Raw genomic sequence first — 22,595 nt, forward strand, 5'->3', positions numbered from 1 at the left:
CCGCACGCCCCCGGCCCGGACATCCCCTAGGCGAGGCCGGGAGCGGCCGCCCGGGGCGCGCGGGCGGCCACGGCCCGCGCGTGGCGGGCCAGGGCGTCGGCGGCGGTGCGCAGTTCCCCGGCGGCGTGCGCGCAGCACTCAGCCTGGCGGGTGAGCGCCGCGGCGCCGGCCGGCGGGGCGCCGTCGAGTTCGCCGAGTGCCAGGGCGTGGCCGGCCAGTTCACGGGAGCAGGATTCCAGGCGGGCGGCGTCCGCCTTCAGGGAGGTGATCAGGCCGTGGAAGGGTTCGGCCGGGGTCGGGGCGGCGGTCATGCTCGGGGTTCCTCCTCGGACGAGGACAGCGGGGGCAGCGAGGACAGCGGGGCAGCGGCGGTCAGCGGGTGTCAGCGGGGAAGTGCGCAGCCTCTGCTGCGCCGGGCCATGTAGCTGGGGGCGGTCATGACGAAGAGGGGCCGGGCTCCGGCCAGTCCCAGTTCTCGCAGGTGGTGGACGAACGGCGCGTCGGCGTCGCCGAGGCGGAGGCGGACGCCCGGTGCCGGGTGCACCCGCATGCGGCCCTGTACCCGGACCGTGGTGCGTACGGTGTTCCTCTCCGGGCGCCCGTAGAGCACCGAGTCGACCCGGGGGCATCGCACGGCGGGTCCGATCCGCCCCTCCAGGCTGAGCAGCGGCTGTTCGCCTCCGGCCACCACCCGTACCCGCCGGTCGGCCACCATGACCTCGACGGGGGCCAGTTCGGCGGGATGGCCCCAGATCTCCCGGCTGACCGACCGGGCTTCCTCGGTGGTCACCAGGACGTCGGTGACGTACCGCCCGGTGCGCCGGACGTCCGCGCGGCGCAGCAGGTCGCGCACCACGTCGTACGGGCGGGGCCGCCACAGGTCGTCGACGAGTACCGCCATGCTGAGTTCCTGGTACGGGCCGAGGCTGACGCAGCGGTGCTCGGACGCGGAGAGGGCGACCAGTGCCCGGCGGGCCGTGCGGGTGGGCTGCAGCCAGGACAGGTCCGGCAGCAGCCGGGCGGCCGCGCGCCGGTCGACCGTGAAGAAGGCGATCGCCGTCGCGGAGTCGTAGTAGCGGACCGGGAGGTCGGCCGGGCCGGCGGTGGTGGCCACCGGTGTGACGGGCACGGTGAGGAAGGGGTAGCCCTGCGGGGGGTGGGCCCGGTCCTTGAGCTGGTAGGCCTGTGAGCGGACCGCGGGGTGCCGGTAGGGGGTGAGTGCCTGGTCGATCCGGTCCCTGGCCTCGGGCAGGTCGTGCTCCAGGTTGTGGAGGTAGCGCCCGATGGTGTGGCACTGCGGGAATCCGTGGGTGGAGTCGGTGTAGTCGACCTCGTACCAGTCGGGGTGCGGGTCGAAGACCGTGCCGGTGCCCCGGCCGTCCAGGATCGGCACCAGGTCGTGCTGGTTGGTGACGGTGGCGACCCAACTGGCGGGATCGGCGGGGGTCTTGTTGTCGATCGGGGAGCCGACGCAGACGATGTGGGTCACCCGGTAGCGGCTGCTGAACGCCGGGTCCTGGGCGAGGTTCATCACCGCGATGCCGCCCTCGCTGTGGCCGATGAGGGCGAGTTCGGCTCCGTCGGGGATGCCGTGCAGTTCCATGGCCCGCACCATCCCGCGGGTGTAGGGCGATTCGGTCATGAAGAGGTTGTTCCAGGCGCCGACGAAGTCCTGCGGTGAGTCGTTGCGCGGCCGGCCGGCGGCCATCCCGGGGGCCTGGAGGACGTAGCGGACGGTTCCGTCGGGTGCCTGGACGTCCTGGATCAGGATGCGGCCGTCGTTGACGAGGGCGGCGATGTTGCGCAGGAATCCGAGGAGCGAGCCGTGCCGGGCGATCTGCGGTTCCTCCAGGACCGACAGGTCGACGGGGTCGGCGGCTCCCTCTCCGGAGTCCAGGCGGGCCAGGTGACGGACGTCGAGACCTTTGAGCGGGTCCCGGCTCAGGTTGCGTCCAGTGGCCAGGGCCCAGCCGGTCTCGTCGTTGGCCGGGTCCTCGTCGAGCAGGGCGCGGATGGCGAGCAGCTCGGGCATGATCGGCGTCAGCTCGGCCAGTGTGCGGGAGGTTCCCCGGTCCTTCATCAGGGTCCGCAGGGCCCGCAGCGAGGCGATGTCCCGGTCGGCGATCACCGCCTCGGTGAGGCGCCGCACTCCCGGGTCGGTCATCAGCTCGGGGTGTTCGAGGGTGGTGGCGGCGATGCGCATCCGCAGCGAGGAGACCGCGATCAGCGCTGCCAGGCTTTCCCCGCCGAAGACCTCTCCGGCCTGGCCGACCCGGCGCATCAGCCCCGCGGGGGCCTTGACGGCGAAGCCGAGGCCCCGGCGGCTGGCCAGCGCCCGCAGCAGCGCCCACTGCGCGGGCAGCCCGGCGGCCGGATAGCGCAGCGAGGTGGAGGCGAGCATCGGATGGGCGAGTGCGGCGGTGGTGCGGGCGGAGATCTCCAGTACCTCTTCCGCCACCCGGACCACTTCCCGGGCGCGGGCGCGCAGCTCGCTCTGGGTCTCTTGGGCCTGTTGGGCGAACGCCCCGGGCGGGTCCGCTTCAGCGGGCATGGGGAAGTCCTCACCGTCGGTTGGGGAGCGCGGCCTCCGGCCTGCCGTCATCCTTGTCCAGCGGGTCGGCGGCTGCCACCGGAGCGTGCGGAGGCGGGCACGGCGTGTGAGGGGCGGGTAACTCGAACGATCCGCTGCGGGTGCGGTGGGTCCGGGGGAAAGCTGGAATGTCTAGGGCCCTGCCGATCAGCCTCCGGAGAGCCCTCCCATGAGTTTCATCGCCGCATACGACGCCGTCCCGGACACCGAGCCCACGGCCCGGGTCGCGCTGCTGCGCCGGCATCTCACCGGTGACCGGGCCGCCGTCTTCTCCGAGCTCCGCGCCCTGCGGCCGGTGTTCGCCACCCCTGCCGGCGTGTTCGTCACCCGCTACCCGGACGTGCTGGAGGTGCTCCAGCTCCCCGAGGTGTTCACCGTCGGCGCGCACCGGCCCTCGCTGGAGGCGGTCCTCGGCTCCCCGTTCATGCTCTCCCGGGACGGCGCCGACGTGCACTGGCAGGAGCGCGGCTTCGCGCAGACCGTGCTGCGGCCCGCGGACGCCCCCCGGGTCCGTGAACTCGCCGCCCGGCTCGGCGCCGCCGCCCTGGACGAGGTCCTCGCCGGGGCCCGGCAAAGGGGCGAGTCCACCATCGACCTGATCCAGGGGTACTCCGCTCCCGTCGCGGCCCGCCTCGCGGTCGAGTACCTGGGGTTCACCGGTATCGACCCGATGGTGCTGCACGACCTGTCCCGGCGGATGCAGTGGGCCGCTCTGGTCAATCCCGGCCAGGACCCGAAGGTGCACGCCGACGGCGTGGCGGCCGGGAAGGAGCTGCACGACCTGGTCGCCGAGGTGATCGCCCGCAGGCGCGCCTCGGGCGACCGGACCGACGACGTGCTGGGCCGGATGCTGCGCGACGCCCCGGTGGACGCCGGGTTCGACGACGAGCGGGTCAACGCCAACCTGGTCGGCTTCCTGATCGGCAGCCAGCAGAACTACAGCCAGTGCGTCGCCACCGCGCTCAAGGAGCTGGCCCTGCAGCCCGGCGTCCTGGCCGAGGCCGAACGCGCCGCCGGCGAACCGGATCCCGCCGCCTTCGACGGGTACGTCCAAGAGGCGCTGCGCTTCCATCCGTACGTGCCCTCGACCGTCCGGCTCAGTGTGCGCGACCACGTGCTCGCGGCCGGGACGCCCCGGGAGACCGTGCTGCCGGCGGGGAGCGTGGTGCACGCCTGTCTGGCCTCCGCGATGTTCGACGAGGAGGTGGTGGCCGATCCCGGCCGGTTCCGGGTCGGCCGTCCGGCCGAGCATCATCTGCTCCTGAGCCGGGGCGCGCACGACTGCGTCGGGCGGTACTCGGCCGAGGTGGCGCTGCCCGAGCTGGTGCGCCAGGTGCTGCTCCGGCCCGGTCTGCGGCCGCTGCCGGGCCGCGAGCGGGACATGGACTACGCGGGAACGCCCTACCCCCAGCACTATCCGGTCTCCACCGGCCCCGCCGACCCTGCGGAGCCCGCCGACCCCGCCGGCTCCACCGGCCCCACCGTGAGGAGCTGACGGATGACCACCACGCAACCGACCCCGCGCACCGGTCCCGTACCGGAGGGCTTTGCCCGCGACGGCCGCGCGGGGCCGCGCGACCTGTCCCGGGACGGCCGGCGCAACCGCCTCGAAACGCATCTGCTCACCCACTACGGCAGGCTCTGGCAGGCCGTGGGCCGTACCCGGAGGCTGCGCCGGACCATCAACGCCACCCTGATCGACCAGGCCGTCCTCAAGGCGCCGCCCCGGCCGAACCCGCTCAGCACCCGGTCCCCGTACACCACCTGGCCTTCGCTGACCGACCGTTCCTACGTCGGCCGGCACCTGCCGCCCGCCGCGCCGCGGCCCGGGCTTCCCGCGCCGGAGCACGTCGCCGAGCTGTTCCGGCGCACCGGGGCGACCACGTACTGCGAGCGTTCCAGCGCCCTGCTGCCCGCGTTCGCGCAGTGGTTCACCGACGGGTTCCTGCGGGGTCACGCCGCCACCGGTGATCCGCGCCGCACCGACTCGCCGCACACCATCGACCTGTCGCAGCTGTACGGGGACCGGGAGGAGGTGACGGACTGTCTGCGTGCCTTCGAGGCGGGCCGGTTGAAGTCGCGGGTGGTCGACGGCGGCGAGTTCCCGCCGCTGCTGTGTTCCGGCGGGGAGATCACGCAGGAGTTCCGGGCGCTGCGGCCGGTCCGGTTCGAGGAGGTGCCGGCGGAGCTGCGGGACTCGCTGTTCGCCTGCGGCGGCGACCGGGTGCACGCGCACCTCGGTCCGATGGTGATGAACGTGCTGTTCCTGCGGGAGCACAACCGGATCGCCGGCCTGCTGGCCGAGGAGCATCCCGGCTGGGACGACGAGCGGCTGTTCCAGACCACCCGGAACGTGCTGGTGGTGCTGCTGATCCGGCTGATGCTGGAGGAGTACATCAACCACATCACGCCGTACCACTTCGACTTCCTCCTCGATCCGGTCCGTACCGACAAGGGTGTCTGGCACCGCGAGAACTGGGCCACCATCGAGTTCAGCCTCGTCTACCGCTGGCACAGCCTGGTGCCGTCCACCTACCGGATCGACGGCCGTGAGGTGCCGCTGGCGCACACGATCGCCAACGGCCGTCTGGTCACCGAGCGGGGTCTCGGCCCGTTGATCGACGATCTGTCCGCCCAGCGGGCGGGCCGCTCCGGCCTGTTCAACACCGACCCGCTGCTGCTTCCGATCGAGGAGCGGAGCATCAGGGTCGGCCGCAAGCTCGAGGTCGCCACGTACAACTCCTACCGCCGCCACTACGGTTTCCCCGCCGTCACCGACGTCGGGCAGATCTCCGGCTCTCCCGAGGTGCAGGAGGGGCTGCGCGCCGTCTACCGCAGTGTCGACGACGTGGACCTGTTCGTGGGCATGTTCGCCGAGGAGCCCGGTCCCGGTGCGCTGTTCGGGCGGCTGCTGGAGCGGATCATCTCGGTCGACGCGTTCTCCGAGGCGCTCAACAACCCGCTTCTCGCGCCGCGGCTGTTCACGCCGCAGACGTTCTCCGCTCTCGGCATGGGGATCATCCGCGACACCCGCTCGTTCGCCCAGCTCGTGCACCGCAACCTGCCGGAGGCGCCCGGCAGGCGTTTCACGGTCTCCCTGACGGCCGTTCCCTCCGTCCGGTGACCTGACCTGGGGCGGTAGGTTGGGAGGCCGGGGGTGGGTGGTTGTGGGTTCTTCGGAGTTGCTGATCGTGCTCGACCGGGAGAGCGGCGCTCCCCTGCAGCAGCAACTGTGCGACCAGGTCGTCGCGTTGGTGCGGGCCGGGCGGCTGCGGGCCGGGGAGGGTGTGCCCGCTTCCCGGGAGCTGGCGCGGCAGTTGGGTGTGTCGCGGACCGTGGTGACGCGCGCCTATGAGGTGTTGACGGCCCGGGGGGTGCTGGAGGCCCGGCGGGGGTCGGGGACGCGGGTCGCCGAGCAGGCCGGGCTGGGCGGGGAGGCCGTCGCGGCGGGGGGCGGCGGCCGGTTGTCGCCCCAGCCGCCCCGGGCCACCGACGGCAGTGACGCGCTGTGGCAGCCCTGGGAGCCGGCTCCCGCGCATCTGCCCGGCGGCGGGGTGGACTTCCGGCACGGGACGCCCGCGCTGTCGGACTTTCCCGTCGCCCGGTGGCGGCAGTCGATGCACGAGGCGTACGGGCGGGCCGATGCCGCGGCGCTCGGGTACGGGGCGGCCGAGGGGGCCGCGACGTTGCGGGCGGAGATCGCGGCGCTCGTACGGCAGAGCCGGGCGCTGGACGCGTCCGCGGATCAGATCGTGGTGACGGCCGGGGCCACGCAGGCCCTGGACATCCTGGTGCGGACGCTGGTGGGGCCCGGGGACGTCGTGGTCATCGAGGATCCCAGCCACACCGTCCTGCGGCAGGTGTTCGGGTGTTCGCAGGCCGTGGTGGTGCCCGTGCCGGTGGACGGCGAGGGGCTGCGCGTCGCCGACATCGACGCGTGCGTACGGGCCCACGGGCGGGATCCGGGGCAGGTGAAGCTGGTGTACGTGACGCCTTCGCACCAGTTCCCGACCGGGGTGATCATGTCCGGGAGCCGGCGGCGTGCCCTGCTGGCGTGGGCGTACGAGCACGGGGCGACGGTCCTGGAGGACGACTACCACAACGAGTTCACGTTCACCGAGCAGCGGCTGCCGGCGCTGGCGGCCGAACGGCACCGGGGCACCGTCGTGTACGTGGGGAGTTTCAGCAAGACGCTGTTCCCGGCGCTGCGGATCGGGTACGCGGTGCTGCCTCCGCGTCTGGTGCAGCCGTTCCTGGGGATCAAGTGGATCACCGACCGGCTGACGCCGACGGTCGCTCAGGAGGCGCTCGCCGACTTCATCTCCGCGGGGGCGTACGCGCGGCACATCAGCCGCATGACCCGGCTGTACCGGCAGCGCAGGAGGCAGTTGCTGGAGTCGTTGTACGAGCATTTCGGGGCCGGGGTGCGGATCTCGGGCGAGGCGGCGGGGCTGCATGTGCTGCTGACCCTGGTCGGGCTGCCGAGGGTCCGGGAGGAGGCGATCGTGCGTCTGGCGGCCGAGCGCGGGGTACGGGTCTACCCCGCGTCCGGCTACTTCGTGCAGAGCCCTCCGGCCGAGCCGACGTTCCTGATGGGATACGCCGCGCTGCCCGCCCCCAGGATCACCGAGGGCGTCGCGCTGCTGGCCGACGCGGTGCGCGAGGCGGCTTCGGTTCGGTGAACCGCGGGCGGTGGAACCGGGCGAGGTGTTCGTACGGGACGGTGCAGTCGAAGTGCGCCTTCGCCGTGCGGCCGACCCCGGACAGGGCCGCGGAGTAGGCGGGGTCCTGGGTCGGGTCGAGCGGGAAGCCCTCCCGGTCGGGGAGGACGGAGATGTCCCGGTCGGCCTGGAGCCGTGTGGTCATCGCCCACCACAGGTCGGCGTCCGATTCCGGGTCGACGTCCTCGTCGACCGAGATCAGCGTCTTGGCCATCCTGAAGTTCTCCAGGACCGACTCGGCCGCTTCCCGCACGGCCTTGTCGTCGGCGGACGACCGCTTGCCGGGCCACTGGACGACGAGCATGAGCTGGCCGCCGCCCGCGGTGTGGGCGTGGACGGCCGTGGCGGGGGTGCCGAGCGCGCGCAGGTGGGCGAGGACGGCGGCCTCCATGCCGAAGCCGAGGAGGACGGACTGTTCGTGGCCCGGGCCGGAGACGGTCTGCAGGATCGCGCCCTCGCGGGCGGTGATGCCGAGGATCCGTACGGTGGGCAGGCCCGGGTGGGCCCGGCCCTGGTAGCCGAGGAACTCCGGTGTGGCGGCCGGGCCCCGCGGGTTCTCCGGGAGCGGGCCGGGCAGGAGTTCGCCCTCCAGGACGTACTCGGCGTGCGCGACGCACTCCGCGTCGATCGTGCGGCAGTCGGTCAGTTCCACCGGGGCGCCGGCCAGCGCGCCGGCCACCGCGAGCTCGTCGAGCTCCTCGGGGACCAGGGAGGTGGGGCAGCAGGAGGAGAGCATCAGGGCCGGTCCCAGGCCCAGGTGGATGGCGACCGGCAGGGAGCGGCCCTGGCGGAGCGCCGCCTGGTGCGCCGCTTCCAGGTCGCGTCCCGGGACCATCCAGATGGTCAGCAGGTCGGGGCCCTGGACGCACATGCGGTGCACGGAGAGGTTGCGGACGCCGGTCTCCGGGTTGGTGGCGAGGACCGCGCCGAGGGTGAGGTAGGGGCCCGCGTCCTGGTCGGTGAGGACCGGTATCGGCAGGGCGTCGAGGTCGGGGGGCAGGTCGGTGCGGGGCGCGGCGTGCTCGGGGCGGACCCGTACCGGGGGCAGGGGGGCGGCGACCGCGTCGAGGAGCTGGTGCGGCAGGCGCGCCGGGGTGGTGCCGAGGAGGGCGGCGGCCCGGTGGCGGGTGCCGTACAGGCCGATGAGTACGGCCCGGGCCTCGGCGTCCTCGGCGGCGGGGGTGACCCGTTCGAAGAGGACGGCGGGGCCGGGGCCGGTCGGCGGCGGGGCCGGGGTGCCGGCCCACTTCGCGTACCGGGAGGCGACCCCGTACCGGGCCGGGACCTCCTGCTGTTCCCGCACCAGCTCGCCGGGCATCGGGTCGAGCCCGGCGAGCGCGGTGCGCAGGTCCGCGAGGCGGCGGCGTGTCACGTCGCCGCCCCGGCGGTGGTGGCGGTGGTGGCGGTGGTGGCGGTGGTGGTGGCTGCGGCTCGGCGTTCGGCGAGCCGGTCGAGCTGGAGGCGGGTGAGCTCCTCGATGAGGGTGCGGTAGGCGGCCTCGGCGATGCCGGGCGGCATGCCTTCCTCCTCGGCCAGCCGGCGCACCTTGGCGATGACCTGCTCGACGCGTGCGGGCGAGCGTACGGTCTCCTCGTCGTTCTTGAACTCGGTCAGTTCCCGGACCACCCGGGTACGGGCCGCGAGGAGGGCGACGATCTGGCGGTCGAGCGCGTCGATGGAGACGCGGAGTTCGTCGATGCGGGCCGAGGCGGTCACGGGGCGGGGACCTCGTCGATCACGTACACGATGGTGGGCTCGCCCTCGGCGCCCTGGGAACGGTGGCGCTCGTCGTCGGGGATGATGAAGCCCATCCCGGGGCGGCAGGGCACCGACCGGTTGTCGAAGTGGATGGTGAACTCGCCCTGCAGGACGTAGCCCTGGTGGCCGCGCTCGCACCAGTGCTCCTCGTTGAAGCCGGCCGGGAGCTCCATGAGGCGGATCCGCCGGCCGCCGGTGTAGGCGATCTTGACTCGTCCGTCGGCGCCGGGCTTGTGCCACTTCTCCCAGGGGATGGAGTCGAAGTCGATGCCGACGAGGGCGGGCACGGTGGTGGACATGGGCGGGTTCTCCTCGGTGGGTACGGGTGGTGGTGCGGGTGGTGGCTCAGGTGGTGCGGGTGGTGGCGTAGGTGTCGGGGTGTTGGCGTTGGCGTTCGACGCGTTCGTTGCGGTCCTCGATGGGGAGGAACGGTTCGTCGCTCTGCCGGGCCCGGCGCAGCAGCAGGGTCATGTCGATCATCCGGTGGACCATGCGTTCCAGGGCGTCGATGCCTTCGGGGTCGTTGAGGGCGGGGACGCCGGAGGCGTTGCGGAGCACGGCGGGGAAGCCGCTGCCCACCATGATCATCCGGTTGAGGAGCAGGTTGTCGGCGATCTGGTTGTGCACGGAGGCGTCGCTGTAGCGGCGGCCGGTGACGATGATCCCGCCGACCTTGTTGGCGAGCGGGCGGTCGAAGCGCAGGAAGCCGACGCCCGCCCGTTCGATGAATATCTGCATGAGGTGGGCGAGGCCGAAGCCGTGGACGGGGACGGCGTAGATGATCCCGTCGGCCTGCGTCATCTGCTCGACGATGGCGGGCATGTCGTCCTGCAGGACGCACGGCAGCGTCCGGCTGTTGCAGTCGCCGCACGGGCTGCACGGCGAGATGCGGTGGTCGCGCAGGTGGATCTGGCGGAACTCCGCGCCGCGCCGGCGTGCCAGGTCGCCGGCGTAGTCGAGGGCGAGGTCGGTGTTGCCGCCGGCGCGTTCGGAGCCCGAGATGCCGAGGATGACGGGCCGGTTTCCGGTTAAGTCCTGTGCGCCTTCTGTTCCTTGAGCGTGCTGCATGTGTTCCCCCAGGGTGGTGTGCCGTCGGGAGGGGCGGGCTGGTCGGGCCCGCCCCTCCCCCGCCGTCGGATCAGTCCTTGAGCTTTCCGGCGAAGTAGTCGATGTAGGCCGGCATGTCGAAGTGGCCGTGGCCGGAGAGGGAGAACAGGATCGTCTTCTCCTCGCCGGTCTCCTTGCAGGCCAGCGCCTCGTCGATGGCGACGCGCACGGCGTGCGTGGACTCGGGGGCCGGGACGATGCCCTGGTTGCGGGCGAAGGTGACACCGGCCTCGAAGCAGGCGGTCTGCGGGACGGCGCGGGCCTCCAGCAGGTCGTGCTCCTTCAGGGCGCTGACGATGGGCGACATGCCGTGGTAGCGCAGGCCGCCCGCGTGGATGCTCGGGGGGACGAAGTCGTGGCCGAGGGTGTGCATCCGGGTGAGCGGGGTCAGGCCGGCGGTGTCGCCGAAGTCGTAGTCGTAGCTGCCCTGGGTCAGGGTGGGGCAGGAGGAGGGCTCGACGGCGATGGCCCGGACGGGGCGGCCGCCGCGCAGCTGCTCGCCGAGGAAGGGGAAGGCGAGGCCGGCGAAGTTGGAGCCGCCGCCGGCGGCGCCGATCACGATGTCGGGGTAGGCCTCGGCCATCTCCATCTGGAGCTGGGCCTCCTGGCCGATGATCGTCTGGTGCAGCAGGACGCTGTTGAGGACCGAGCCCAGCGCGTACTTGGCGGAGCCGCCGCTGGTGAGGGCGGCCTCGACGGCCTCGGAGATGGCCAGGCCCAGGCTGCCGGGGGAATCGGGGTCGGCGGCGCGGGCGGCGCGGCCGGCTTCGGTGAGCTCGCTGGGGCTGGCGGTGACGGTCGCGCCGAAGGTCTGCATGAGGCCGCGGCGGTAGGGCTTCTGGTCGTAGCTGACCTTGACCATGTAGACGTCGCAGATGATGCCGAAGTACTGGCAGGCCAGGGCGAGGGAGCTGCCCCACTGGCCGGCGCCGGTCTCGGTGGTGAGGCGTCCGATGCCGGCCTGCTTGGCGTAGTAGGCCTGCGGTATGGCGGTGTTGGGCTTGTGGCTGCCGGCCGGGCTGACGCCCTCGTTCTTGAAGTAGATGCGGGCCGGGGTGTCGAGGGCCTTCTCCAGGCGGTGGGCCCGGACGAGGGGGCTGGGCCGCCACTGCTTGTACAGGTCGAGGACGGCGCCGGGGATGTCCACGGTGCGCTCGGTGGTGAACTCCTGGGAGATCAGCTCGTCCGGGAACAGCGCGCGCAGGTCGTCCGGGGTGATCGGCTCGCGGGTGCCGGGGTGGAGCATCGGGTCCAGCGGCTTGGGGAGGTCGGCGACCAGGTTGTACCAGGTGGTGGGGAGGCTGTCTTCGGGGAGCAGGAACTTCGTCTGAGGCATGGGACTTTCCTAGCTGTGTGAGGTGCCGGGTGCGGGTGCTTCCGCCGCGGTGGACAGGGCGGAAGCGGGGTTGGTGCCGGTGGACGGGTTGGTGCCGGTGGAGGTGTCGCCGACGGGAGCGGTGTCGTCGGTGGCGGTGGTGGTGTCGGTGGCAGGGGTGTCGCCGGTGGCGCCGGGGGCGTCGGTGGCGGGCGCGGGGCGGATGCGCAGCAGCGCGAACGCCGCCATGCCGGCCAGCGGCGCGGCGAGCAGGATGAGGAAGACGGGCTGGTGGCCGTCGGCGGTCCAGACGACGCCGAGGCCGACGGGGACCACGAGGCGGGCGAGGCCGAGGACGAAGCCGTTGAGGGCCATGAAGCCGCCGACGCGGCGCTTGTCGACGTGGTCGGCGATGTAGGTGGGGACGACGACGGAGACGATGATCTCGCCGAGGGTCCAGACGACGGTGGAGAGCAGGATCGCCGCGAGGGAGAACCCGAGGACGATCACGCCGAGGCCGGCCGCCCACAGCACGCCCGCGACGAGGAGCAGCGCTTTGGTGCCGTGGCCGCGCAGGTGCTTCTCCAGGACGAGGCCGAGGCTGACCACGACGACGCTGTTGATGGTGTAGACGGCGCCGACCACGCTCGCGGAGTCGTTCAGGACGGTGGTGACGGCGAGCGGGAGGGCGTATTCGAGGCCGATCAGCGGGACGACGTAGAAGAAGGAGACCAGGACGAGCAGCAGGACGTGGGTGTGTCCGAGCGGCCCGTTGCGGGTCTTGCCGGGGCGCTTTCCGCCGGCGGCGGATGCGGCGGCGGCGCCCATGCGGTCCTTGGGCACCCACAGGGTGATCATCGCGACGCAGATCAGGCCCGCGAGGATGTTGCCCGCGAACATGACCTCGTAGGAGTAGGCCGCCGCGACGCCGCCGAGGAGCGGCCCGATGCCCATGCCGAGGTTGTTGCCGATGTAGCTGAGGGTGTAGGCGAAGGGCCGCTGCTCGGGGGTGGTGAGGTCGGCGACGAGGGTGTTGGAGGCGGGTCCGAACATGCCCATGCCGAGCAGGGCGATGAACAGGAGCACCGCGTACGTCCACGGGGGGCCGCCGAGGACGGCGAGGCCGGTGTATCCGGCGGCGTTGAGCAGGAGTGCGGTGAGCAGGGCGGTGCGGCGGCCGCGCCGGTCGCACAGGGGGCCGCTGAGCAGGCTGCCGACGAGGAGTCCGGTGGAGCCGATCGAGATGAGCAGCCCGGCGCCGCCGGGGGTCAGGCCTTCGCCCCGGACGAGGTAGACGGCGAGCAGGGGGAAGACGAACATGCCCGCTCGGTTGACGAAGGAGGCGAGGAAGAGCACCCGCAGCGGGAGGGGCAGTTCCTTGAACCGGGTCCACCACATGGGTCAGACCTGCTCGGTCTCGACGCGGAAGGTGTCGCGGACGGTCTTGAAGCGGGCGCGGACGTCCTCGAAGTCGGTGCCCTCGCAGACGTACCAGCCCAGGACGTCGTTGGAGCGGGTGGGCGGGGCGAGGACGTCGCCGACCTCCTTCCACACGTCGGCGTCGAGGACGGCTTCGAGGGCGGTCAGTTCGGCGGGGGTGGTGATGCCGGTGATGCGGCCGTAGGCGCCGGAGGCGAGGTACTCGGTGCCGATCTCCGGGCCGAGGCGGGTCGCCGGGCGGTGGTCGGCGTCGAGTTCGAGCGCGCACCACTCGCCGGCGAGGTTGATGCCCCGGCCGGCTTCGATGGCGGGGACGATGGAGCCGCCGCCGGCCCGGGCGCCGGCCTCGCCGAAGACGACCTCGCCGTCGTCGAGGAGGAAGAACTCGGCGTGCACGACGCCGGTGCTCAGGCCGAAGCCGCGCAGGACGACGGTGTTGAGTTCCAGGATGCGCTGCTCGGCCGGGGTCAGGTCGTACTTGCGGGAGATCGTGCCGCCCGGCTCGTCGCGGTACTCCAGGATCGCGTACGTGTACCGGGAGAGCTGTTCGAAGACGGGGCTGCCGTCCTGGAAGAGGGAGTCGACGTGGTACTCGGTGCCGCGGATGAACTCCTCGACCCGGTACTCGTGCCGGTCGTCGCCCATCTCGTCCCAGACGCGGTCGAGTTCGGCGCGGTCGTCGACGCGGTAGGTGTTGCCGCAGGCCCAGCCGGCGGCGGGCTTGACGACGACCGGGTAGCCGACCTCGTCGGCGAACTCGGCGACGGCGCCGACGGTGTCCGGGCGGCAGGAGCGGGCGACGCGGACGCCGAGTTCCTCGGCGCGGCGGTGCATGACGTTCTTGTCGCGGAAGTTGAGGGCCTGGTCCGGGGTGAGGCCGGGGATGGAGTGGTCCCGGCGGCAGCGGGCGGCGGGCAGGACGTCGCCCTCGAAGAGCGGGAAGATCCGCTCGATGGCGTGTCCGGTGACGATGTGGTCGACCGCGGCGCGGACGGCGGCGGTGTCGTCCAGGTCGGCGTGGTACTGGGCCAGGCCGTCGGCCTCGGGGGCGTGTTCGCCGGCGGGCAGCAGGACGACCGTCTCCACGCCGCGGGCGGTGGCGGCGGCGACGACGCTGCGGAACTGGGCGATGTAGCGGCCGGCGGCGGGCCGGTAGACCACCAGGACGGAACGGTTCACGGGGTTCATGCGGGGCTCCTCATCCGAGTCGGGCACGTCGGGCGCGCGGGGCGGGTGCGGGCGCGCCGGGCGTGTGCGGGGTCAGCGGACCGTCGCGGCCGGGGCGGCCGTGAACAGCTGTCCGGTCGGCTCGGACCCGTCGAGGACCAGCGCGGGGTGCGCGGTGGCGCCGAGTTCGGCCAGGGCCCCGGCGAGCAGGCCGAGGGCCCGCTCCACGTCGGCCCGGCCGCCCTCGTGCGCCGACTCCACGGTGAGCAGGAGGCGGCGCCGTCCGACGCCGGTCTTGATCACGTCGCTCTGGCGCCAGTTCCAGCGCCGCGAGTGGGCGCGTCCCTGCTCGTCGGCGTAGACGACCTCGCCCGGTTCGGGCTGCTCGGGTGCGTCGGGCGCGCCGAGCGGGAGGTAGGTCTCGGTGCCGTCGGCGAGCCGGACGGCGAGTTCGCCGTCGATGTCGCCGACGTCGCACGAGGCCACCGGGAGCCTGCTGTCCAGGGAGACCGCGTTGCACAGGTCGACGAGGGCGTTGATCCGCGGGAGGCGGTCGCCCTTGGCGACCCGGCGCAGGACGGACTCGGCGGCGCAGGGGAAACGGTTGGGGTTCACCTCGACGGCCCGGTAGGCGTCGCGCCAGGCGGCGATCGCGGGCAGCGCGGAGACGTCGGCCTTCTCGAGCCGGGCCGCGTGCAGGGCGTCCTCGGCGTCGGTGAGCCGGGCGTCGGTCCCGGGGTCGTGCCGGACGACGTCGATGTCCGGTACGGCGATGAGGCCGAGTACGTAGCCGGGCACGCGCTCGGTCAGCCGGGCGTCGATGGTGACGGTCAGGCTGCGGGAACCGGGGGCGCTGGCGCTGTCCATGGAGGTGGTGATCCTTCGTTCGTTCCGTGCTGGTGGCCGGGTGCGGTGGTCCGCCGGTGGGTGGCGGTGGTCCGCTGACAGGTACGACGGTAGGGAGCCGGTGGCCTCCCGGTTGTGGCCAATTCCCGGGAATTACGTGAGGCCGCTTCCGGGGGCCGGCGGCGAGGTGGCCGCCCTGGTCAGCCGGTCTTGGCCGCCGGTTCGGGTGCTTCCGGTGCCTGTGCGGCGGGGGCGGGGGCGGGTGCCGTGACGCGGGCTCCGATCAGGGTGGTGACCAGGGCGAGGGCGGCGAGGGCCGCGCCGTAGACGCCGAGCGGGCCCGGGCCGCCGTCCGCGAGGACCAGGCCGCCGATGAAGCCGCCCAGGGAGATCCCGGCGAACGTGGCGGAGGAGTTCAGGGACAGCAGCAGCGGTCCGGAGGTGGGGGCGATGGCGAACAGGCGGTGCTGCTGCGGCGGCTGGGTGGCCATCGCGGTGACGCCCCACAGGCCCATGGCGAGGGCGGCGGTGGGCAGCGCGTCCCGGGTCAGCGGCAGTGTGGCGAGGACCAGGGCGAGTCCCGCGACGGAGACGAGCAGGACGGGGACGGGGCCCCAGCGGTCGGTGGCGCGGCCGCCGAGCAGGGTGCCGGTGACGGCGAGGACGCCGAAGACGAGGAGCAGCAGGGCCAGGGTGGTGCCGGAGCCGCCGGTGGCGGGCTGGAGGACGGCGCCGATGTAGGTGAGGGCGAGGTAGCCGCCGGTCATGAACAGCAGCGTGGTCAGGACGGCGAACAGGACGCGCGGGTCGCGGACGGGTGCCAGGCGGGCCGCGAGGCCGGGTGCGGCGGGCAGCCGTACCGCGGGCAGCGCGAGGGCGACGGCCGCGGCGCACACGGCGCCGACGCCGGCGAGCAGCCAGAAGGTGGCGCGCCAGCCCAGGTCGGCGGCGAGCCAGGTGCCGAACGGCACTCCGGCCACGGTCGCCGCGGACAGTCCGCCGAGGACGACGGCCATGGCCCGGCCGCGCCGCTCGGGCGCGGAGAGCGCGGCGGCGCTGGCGGAGGCGGCCGGGATGTAGAGGGCGGCGCCGGCGGCGGTCGCGATCCGGGCGGCGAGCAGGGTGCCGAGGCCGGGGGCGAGGGCGGAGGCGATGTTGCCGAGGGTGAAGACGGCGAGGGAGACCACGAGGACGGTGCGCCGGTCGACGCGGCCGGTGAGCGCGCCGAGGACGGGGGCGAGGACGGCGTAGGTGAGCGCGAAGGCGGTGCTCACCCAGCCCGTGTCGGCGAGGCTCGATCCGAGGCCGCTCGCGACCTCGGGCAGGACTCCGGCGACGACGAAGGTGTCGGTGCCGATGGCGAACGCGCCGACGGCCAGGACCGGCAGGACGGGCAGGGCCGCGCGGGGCGCGGCGGCGGGGCCCGCAGGGCTGCTGGGGTTGGTGGGGTTGGTGGGGGTCATCAGGCGGCCCTCGCTGCGGTGCGGACGCGGAAGGCGTCGGGGTCTCCGGCGACCGGGGCGCCGCCGAGGAGGACGAGTTCGATCGCGTCGGGGCGGGTGAGGACCGTGATGTCGGCGGCCGGGTCCCCGTCGGTGACGACGAGGTCGGCGAGCCGTCCGGGCTGGACGGTCCCGGCCTCGTCGCCGCGGCCGGCGAGCCGGGCTCCGTTCGCGGTCGCCCAGGTCAGCACGGTGGGGGCGGGGATGCCCGCCATGGTGACGTACAGCTCCAGTTCCTTGGCGTACGTGCCGTGCGGGGTCCAGGCGAAGCCGAAGTCGTCGCCGGCGACGACGGGGATGCCGCGTTCGACCATGAGCGGCAGGATGCGCAGCGAGTTGGCGACCTCGGCCTCGAACTCCAGGCTCTCCAGGTACTCGGTCGTTTTGCCGTGCTCGGTGCCGGTGGTGAGCAGCATGTGCGGCTGGTAGAGGCTGGGCACCACGAAGATGCCGCGTTCGGCGATGGCGTCGAGGGCGGCGTCGTCGGCGTAGGTGGCGTGGTCGATGACGTCGACGCCGGCGGCGATGGCGTTGCGGATGCCCGCGAGGCCCCGGGAGTGGGCGCGGATCCTCGCCCCGTGCTCGTGGGCGGTACGGGCGGCGACGATCAGCTCCTCGGGGGTGAAGAGGAGTTCGTGGGAGCGGCCGTTGGGGAAGGTGTCGTCGCCCGAGGAGAAGACCTTGACGATCTCGGCGCCCTGGGCGATCTCCCCCGCGACGTACTGGGCCATCTCCTCGGGGGTGTCGGCCAGCCGCATCAGGTCGGTGGGGATGCGCTTGGCGACCTCGGGGTTACGGCGCTCGGGCGGCCCGGAGACCATCAGGTCGCGGCTGCACGGGGTGATCCGGGGGCCCAGGAGGTCGCCGGAGTCCACGGCCTTGCGCAGGGCCATGTCGATCCCGGCGACCGAGCCTGCGCCGACGAAGGCGGTGTAGCCGAGGGCGAGCAGGGCGGTGGCGTTGCGGGCGGCGGCGAGCGTGACCTCGGGGACGGAGTGCTTGAAGAGCATCTCCCGGCCGTCGAGGACGTTCAGGTAGGCGATGTGGGTGTGGCCGAGCGTCATGCCGGGCATGACGGTGCGGCCGTCGAGGTCGAGGACGTCGATGTCGGGCGCGTGCAGGGGCGCGAGGTCCTCGGGGAGGACCGCCTCGACGCGGTCGCCGTCGAGCAGGACGCTGCGCCGGGGCAGCGAGGCGCGGCCCAGGCCCTCTTGGACGGTGGCGCGGTGGAGCAGGGTCTTGCGTGGCACGTCGTCACTCCCGTGTGGACTGCGTGTGGGCTGCGTACGGGTACGGGTTCGGTACGGGTACGGGTGGACTACTTCCGCGGGGCGGTGGGCGGGTCCTGGTCGGCCCGGCTGAAGAGGGTCCAGATGATCTCCGCGCCGGGGCGGACGGCCAGCCAGCGCAGGTCGTGGGCGCGGATTCCGGGGGTGTTGGTGACCGCGAGCTCGGCGTGGCCGGCGGCGACGGCCTCGGCGGCGGCCTGGGTCGAGGGGGCGTCCACCCAGGTGACCTCGCGGTCGGCCAGTTCGTCCGGCACGACCTCGGCGTAGATCCGGCGGACCTCCCACATGGCGGCGACCGTGACGGGGCCCTCGCCGGGCGCGGGCGGGCCGCCGGTCGTCGAGGCGATCCCGTACTCGGGGGTGGCCATCGGGAAGAAGCCCTGGAGGCTCAGGTCGCGGTGCCAGTGGAAGCGGGTGAGGCCGCCGTAGGCGCTGGGGACCAGGGCCAGGTCGGCCTTGTGCCCGATGACGTGGTCGAGGACCTCGTCGAAGGTGGCGAACAGTTCGACGGACAGGCCGTGTTCGGCGGCGAGGAACCGGGCGGCGAGTTCGCTGGAGGTCCCGGCGGGGCCGAGGGTGGCGAGGGTGGTCCCGGGGCGGGCCGCCCAGCGGCTGGTCAGCTCGCTCCACCGGGCTCCGTACTCCGCCGCGAGCGTGTCGGGAGAGGTGGCGGTGGCCGCCGCGTCAGTTTTCATAGCCACGGTTCGCCGCCATCCTTCGGGCCACTCGGGTCTCGTGGTCGGGTTCGGTGCGCTTGTCGACGATGCGGGCGGCCTTCCAGCTGACGAAGGCGCCGGTGCTGACGATCGGGTCGAGGCCGTCGCTGAGCTCCACGGTCACAGGGACGCCGAGGGCTTCGGCGGCCCGTTCGCGCACCGCGTCGGCGAGGGCCCGCGGGTCGGGCACGAGTCCGTCGAGGAGTTCGAGGCGGACGGTGAGGTGGTCCTGTCCGTCGGCGTCGTGGTCGATGACCACCTGGTAGCCGGCGGATCCGGTGACCCCGGTCAGGACGGCCGTCTCGATCTGTCCGGCGGTGAACCGGCGGGTGCCCAGTTCGAGCCGGTCCAGGGTGCGTCCGACGATCCGGACGAGGTCGCCGGGCATCTCGCAGTCGCAGTCCGACTCCTCGACGACCACGACGTCTCCGGTGCGGTAGCGGACGAGCGGCTTCACGCCGTCGACCAGCATCGTCACCGTCAGCTCGCCGGTGCCGCGCGGTCCGGCCGACAGCTCGGTCTCGGGGTCGACGACCTCGACGAGGTAGTTCGTCTGGGAGAGGTGCATGCGCTTGTTGCGGCAGGCCGTCGCGATGACGAACGCCTCCTGCGAGCCGTACAGGATGTTGTAGACGTCGGCGCCCCAGACCGATTCCAGGTTGTGCGCGAGGGCGGGGGTGCACATCTCGCCGGTGACGAAGAGCAGTTTGACGCCGAAGTCGCGGCGCAGGTCGTAGCCGTAGTGGGTGGCGGCCTTGGCGAGGGTGAGGGCGACGCCGGGGGTGCAGCAGATGACCTCCAGGTCGAGGTCCTTCATCAGCTGGAGGGCCTTCTCGAAGCCGATGACCGGCGAGTAGGGCCAGATCTTGGCGTTGAGCGAGCCGGTGTTGCGGGCGATGTCGCCGAGGGTGTCGCCGAAGGAGTGCACCTCGGTGGGGCCCATCAGGCCGATGCGCGGGGCGTGTTCGCCGAAGTGGTGGCGGAAGATCGACGCCCAGGACTCGGTGACGTGCGCGTTGCTGGCGACGATCTCGCGGCCGTCGCGCGGACAGGGGGTCGCCCGGCCCGTCGTCCCGGTCGTCTCGTAGAAGAAGAGGGCGTCGGCGAGGGGCCGGCTGAGGACGTCGAGCATCTCCTCGCGCAGGTCGGCCTTGGTGGTGTAGGGCAGCGCGGACAGGTCGTCCGGGGTGACCTCGGCGGGCTCGACCCCCTTCAAGTGGCGTGCGTAGAAGGGCGATCCGGTGGTGACCTGGTCGAGCACCGTACGGAGCTGGCGGGTGCGCCAGTCGGCGAGGGCGGCGTCGGTGAGCGTCCGGGCGTAGAAGGCGCGGTGCAGTGCGAGGTAGCGGTCGGTGAACTCGGCCGCAGGGCCCTGGGTGGGCAGCCACATGGCGTGGGAATCCTCTCGTCGTGAGCAGCGCGGAGTCGCGTGCGCGGCCTTGATGGGGTCGGCGGGGGGCGCGGCCTGGCAGCGGCGGCAGGACGCGGCGGCGTGCCGGCGGCATGCCGAGGGCGGCGTGCGGGCCGGTGCGGGCCTTCGCGGGGCGGTGCGGGTCTTCGTGGGGCGGTGCGGGTGGGTGAGGCGCGGCGAAGCGGGGCGGGGCGCGTGAAGCGGGGCGCCTGCGGCGGGCCTCTCCCCCACCCCGCCCCTTCCCGGAACCGGGGCGCTGCCCCGGACCCCGCGCCTCAGACGCCGGAGGGGCTGGATGAGGGCGGGGAGCGGGCGGTCAGGCCGTGGCGCGGGTGGTGTCGGCCATGCCGACACCCATAAGGCCGTTGACGTCGTCGACCCGGTCCAGGAAGTTACGGAAGAGAGCCATCCCGTCCTGGGTCATGATGCTCTCGGGGTGGAACTGCACTCCCTCGACGTCGAGCGTGCGGTGGCGCACCCCCATCACGTAGCCGTCGTCCAGGGACCGTGCCGTCACGGTCAGGTCCGCGGGCGGGTCGGTGACGATCAGCGAGTGGTAGCGCGTCACCGTCAGCGGCTGCGCGGCGCCCTGGAACACGCCCTCCCCGTTGTGTTCCACGGGGCTGGTCTTGCCGTGCATGAGGTGCTTGGCCACGGCGATCCGCGCTCCGTACGCGAGCCCGATGGCCTGGTGGCCCAGGCAGACGCCGAGCAGCGGCACCCGGCCGGCGAAGGCGTGCACCAGTTCGACGTGCCCGGAGGCCGCCGGATGGCCGGGGCCGGGGCCCAGGACGACGGCGTCGGGCGCCGAGTCCACGAGTTCGCGCACGGTACGGGTACGGGAGCGCACCACTTCGGTCTCGGCGCCGAGGGTGAGGAGGTACTGGTCGATGATGTGGCTGAAGCTGTCGTACGCGTCGACGAGGAGGACCTTCACTTCAGCAGCTCCTCGCCGGTGAGCGCCCAGTAGGCGGGGGTCATCTTGGCCAGCGTCTCGCGCCATTCGGCGCGCGGGTCGGAGTCGGCGACCATGCCGGCCGAGGCCTGGGTGCTGTAGCGGACGCCGTCGTGGACGACAGTGCGTATGCACAGGGCCAGGACGGAGAAGCCGCGTACGTCGATCAGGCCGAGGGCGCCGGCGTAGATGCCGCGCGGGTGGTCCTCGATCTCGTCGATGATCTCCATGGCGCGGAGCTTGGGCGCTCCGGTCATGGTCCCGGCGGGGAAGGTCGCGCTGATCGCCGTCCACACGTCCGTGCGGGGCCGGATCCGGCCGGCCACGGTGGAGACCAGGTGGTGGACGTAGGCGAAGGGCTCGACCTCCATCATCGTCTCGACGCGCAGCGTGCCGGGCACGCTGACGCGTCCGATGTCGTTGCGGCAGAGGTCGACGAGCATGACGTGCTCGGCCTGCTCCTTGGCGCTGGCGCGCAGTTCGGCCACGCGGTGCTCGTCGTCGGCCGGGTCGGTTCCGCGCCGGGTGGTGCCGGCGATGGGGCGCATCGAGATGGTGTCGTCCTGGATGCGGACGAAGAGTTCGGGGCTGGCCCCGATCACGGTCCGGCCCGCCCAGGGGACGAGGTACATGTACGGGGACGGGTTGCGGTGGCGCAGCCGGCGGTAGACCTCCAGCGGGGTCAACGCGCTCTCCACGTCGATGCGGTGGCCGATCTGGATCTGGTAGGCGTCGCCGATCTCGATGTGGCCGAGGCACCGCTTGGCGCGGATGAGGAACGTTTCCTCGTCGACGGTGTCGTGCACGGAGAGCGGCGCGGGGGCCGTCGGCACGGGGGCTGCGGTGCCGTGCCCGGCGGTGCCGTTCTCGGTGGTGGCGTTCTCGGCGTTGACCCGGTCCACGACGGTCCGCAGCGGTTCGTGGCCGTCGTCGGCCGCCGGGAGCAGCGGGCCCTCGGCCCGCAGGTGGTGGACCCCGCCGTCGCGGAGGTCGTACCAGACGGTGTCGGCGTAGAGGGTGAGGGTCAGGCGCGGTGCTTCCGGTCCGGCCTCGCGGGGGGCGGGGAGGTCCTCCATGGACCAGGCCGCCTCGTAGGCCAGGGTGGTGAGGAAGCCGAAGGCGAAGGTGCCCGTGGGCACGTCGGTGTCGACGTCGAAGCAGCCCTGGACGGCGTGCAGCAGGGGCCACACGGCGTGCGGGTCGCGAAGGGCCCAGCGCCGGCCGGACTCCCCCGCGTGTACGGGGTCCCCGGGGTGTACGGGGTGGACGGGCGGGCCGGCGGCGGCGGTCAGGGCCGCGGCGAGCGCGTCACCGAGTTCGCCGTCCGCGACGAGTTCCACGTGCCCGGCGAAGACGCGGAGTTCGGCGAGGCGTCCGCAGCCGACGGCGGCGAAGTGCCGGTCGCGGTCCGGTCCGTCCAGGCTCTCGAACAGGTAGACCTCGCCGTGTTCGCGGGTCTCGGCGAGAGCGGTGTAGAGGCTGAGCGCGTCGACGGGCGGGAGTGCTTCGCGGACCACTCGTACCCGCACGGCGGCCGGATCCCCCGCGGCACCCTGCCCTCGTACGACGTCCCGCTCCTGCGCGGCTTCCTGCCCCTGCGCGGCTTCCCGCTCCTGTACGGTCCCCTGCCCCCGTACCGCTCCCTGCTCCCCTGCGGTTTCCGGTGTCTTCCCGGCCCCCGTGGCCGCGGTCCCTGCTGAATCCCACGCTGCTAACAGCGTCATGACGAACCTTCCCGATCCGGACGGATCACGGGATTCGGGGAAAGAGCCGTCGCG

At 73.0% G+C, this 22,595-nt stretch carries 19 protein-coding genes; 3 read left to right on the forward strand and 16 right to left on the reverse strand.

All coding sequences use genetic code 11. The features are described from left to right. Nucleotides 1–26: 26 nt before the first annotated feature. Nucleotides 27–311, reverse strand: a complete 285-nt coding sequence (locus ACFC0Z_RS07070; protein ID WP_376433657.1) for a hypothetical protein — start codon at nt 309–311, stop codon at nt 27–29. A 71-nt stretch (nt 312–382) separates the two neighbouring features. After that, nucleotides 383–2,551 carry an acetoacetate decarboxylase family protein gene (locus ACFC0Z_RS07075; RefSeq protein ID WP_376433659.1) on the reverse strand — a complete coding sequence of 723 codons (2,169 nt, stop codon included), beginning with the start codon at nt 2,549–2,551 and terminating at the stop codon, nt 383–385. Between the two features lie 208 nt (nt 2,552–2,759). Here ACFC0Z_RS07075 and ACFC0Z_RS07080 point away from each other — a divergent pair, with 208 nt between their 5' ends. Genes ACFC0Z_RS07080 through ACFC0Z_RS07090 form a run of 3 tightly spaced genes read left to right on the forward strand, consistent with a single transcriptional unit; the run spans nt 2,760 to nt 7,272 of the window. After that, nucleotides 2,760–4,085 carry a cytochrome P450 gene (locus tag ACFC0Z_RS07080; RefSeq protein WP_376433660.1) on the forward strand — a complete coding sequence of 442 codons (1,326 nt, stop codon included), beginning with the start codon at nt 2,760–2,762 and terminating at the stop codon, nt 4,083–4,085. A 3-nt stretch (nt 4,086–4,088) separates the two neighbouring features. After that, on the forward strand, nt 4,089–5,714 hold the full coding sequence (locus ACFC0Z_RS07085) for a peroxidase family protein (protein ID WP_376433662.1): 1,626 nt from the start codon (nt 4,089–4,091) through the stop codon (nt 5,712–5,714). Nucleotides 5,715–5,757: 43 nt separating this feature from the next. Then, on the forward strand, nt 5,758–7,272 hold the full coding sequence (locus ACFC0Z_RS07090) for a PLP-dependent aminotransferase family protein (RefSeq protein WP_376433664.1): 1,515 nt from the start codon (nt 5,758–5,760) through the stop codon (nt 7,270–7,272). On the opposite strand, the gene ACFC0Z_RS07095 is transcribed toward ACFC0Z_RS07090, so the two are convergent. The 14 genes from ACFC0Z_RS07095 to ACFC0Z_RS07160 all read right to left on the reverse strand — a co-directional run bounded on the left by ACFC0Z_RS07095 (nt 7,214) and on the right by ACFC0Z_RS07160 (nt 22,346). Continuing rightward, on the reverse strand, nt 7,214–8,683 hold the full coding sequence (locus tag ACFC0Z_RS07095) for a UbiD family decarboxylase domain-containing protein (RefSeq protein ID WP_376433666.1): 1,470 nt from the start codon (nt 8,681–8,683) through the stop codon (nt 7,214–7,216). The two genes, ACFC0Z_RS07090 and ACFC0Z_RS07095, sit on opposite strands and share 59 nt — an antisense overlap. Continuing rightward, nucleotides 8,680–9,027 (reverse strand): chorismate mutase, encoded by a 348-nt coding sequence (locus ACFC0Z_RS07100; protein ID WP_376433668.1) that lies wholly within the window; start codon nt 9,025–9,027, stop codon nt 8,680–8,682. The genes ACFC0Z_RS07095 and ACFC0Z_RS07100 overlap by 4 nt, the downstream gene beginning before the upstream one ends. Further along, entirely contained in the window at nt 9,024–9,368 is a 345-nt protein-coding gene (locus tag ACFC0Z_RS07105; RefSeq protein ID WP_376433670.1) for a cupin domain-containing protein, read from the reverse strand. The genes ACFC0Z_RS07100 and ACFC0Z_RS07105 overlap by 4 nt, the downstream gene beginning before the upstream one ends. A gap of 46 nt (nt 9,369–9,414) precedes the next feature. Next, a complete protein-coding gene (locus ACFC0Z_RS07110; RefSeq protein WP_376433672.1) occupies nt 9,415–10,137 on the reverse strand; it encodes a flavodoxin family protein in 723 nt (240 codons plus the stop codon). 70 nt (nt 10,138–10,207) lie between these two features. Next, nucleotides 10,208–11,512 carry a TrpB-like pyridoxal phosphate-dependent enzyme gene (locus ACFC0Z_RS07115; RefSeq protein WP_376433674.1) on the reverse strand — a complete coding sequence of 435 codons (1,305 nt, stop codon included), beginning with the start codon at nt 11,510–11,512 and terminating at the stop codon, nt 10,208–10,210. Nucleotides 11,513–11,521: 9 nt separating this feature from the next. Further along, nucleotides 11,522–12,889, reverse strand: a complete 1,368-nt coding sequence (locus ACFC0Z_RS07120; RefSeq protein ID WP_376433676.1) for an MFS transporter — start codon at nt 12,887–12,889, stop codon at nt 11,522–11,524. A 3-nt stretch (nt 12,890–12,892) separates the two neighbouring features. Then, the gene (locus tag ACFC0Z_RS07125; protein ID WP_376433678.1) at nt 12,893–14,119 is read right to left on the reverse strand and encodes an ATP-grasp domain-containing protein; all 1,227 of its coding nucleotides are present in this window, start codon (nt 14,117–14,119) and stop codon (nt 12,893–12,895) included. A 72-nt stretch (nt 14,120–14,191) separates the two neighbouring features. Beyond that, the gene (locus tag ACFC0Z_RS07130; protein ID WP_376433679.1) at nt 14,192–14,965 is read right to left on the reverse strand and encodes a B3/4 domain-containing protein; all 774 of its coding nucleotides are present in this window, start codon (nt 14,963–14,965) and stop codon (nt 14,192–14,194) included. 179 nt (nt 14,966–15,144) lie between these two features. Then, nucleotides 15,145–16,407: an MFS transporter gene (locus ACFC0Z_RS07135; protein WP_376433681.1), complete on the reverse strand. Its 1,263-nt coding sequence runs from the start codon at nt 16,405–16,407 to the stop codon at nt 15,145–15,147. After that, nucleotides 16,407–17,696 (reverse strand): amidohydrolase family protein, encoded by a 1,290-nt coding sequence (locus ACFC0Z_RS07140; RefSeq protein WP_376433683.1) that lies wholly within the window; start codon nt 17,694–17,696, stop codon nt 16,407–16,409. Before ACFC0Z_RS07140 ends, ACFC0Z_RS07135 begins: the two co-directional genes overlap by 1 nt. A 68-nt stretch (nt 17,697–17,764) precedes the next feature. Further along, on the reverse strand, nt 17,765–18,436 hold the full coding sequence (locus ACFC0Z_RS07145; RefSeq protein WP_376433685.1) for a hypothetical protein: 672 nt from the start codon (nt 18,434–18,436) through the stop codon (nt 17,765–17,767). Next, on the reverse strand, nt 18,420–19,841 hold the full coding sequence (locus ACFC0Z_RS07150; protein ID WP_376433687.1) for a phenylacetate--CoA ligase family protein: 1,422 nt from the start codon (nt 19,839–19,841) through the stop codon (nt 18,420–18,422). Before ACFC0Z_RS07150 ends, ACFC0Z_RS07145 begins: the two co-directional genes overlap by 17 nt. A 337-nt stretch (nt 19,842–20,178) precedes the next feature. Next, a complete protein-coding gene (locus tag ACFC0Z_RS07155) occupies nt 20,179–20,799 on the reverse strand; it encodes an anthranilate synthase component II (RefSeq protein ID WP_376433689.1) in 621 nt (206 codons plus the stop codon). Continuing rightward, nucleotides 20,796–22,346 carry an anthranilate synthase component I family protein gene (locus ACFC0Z_RS07160; RefSeq protein ID WP_376433691.1) on the reverse strand — a complete coding sequence of 517 codons (1,551 nt, stop codon included), beginning with the start codon at nt 22,344–22,346 and terminating at the stop codon, nt 20,796–20,798. Before ACFC0Z_RS07160 ends, ACFC0Z_RS07155 begins: the two co-directional genes overlap by 4 nt. Nucleotides 22,347–22,595 lie beyond the last annotated feature (249 nt).

The sequence above is a fragment of the Streptomyces sp. NPDC056144 genome (assembly GCF_042264145.1).
GTDB lineage: Bacteria > Actinomycetota > Actinomycetes > Streptomycetales > Streptomycetaceae > Streptomyces.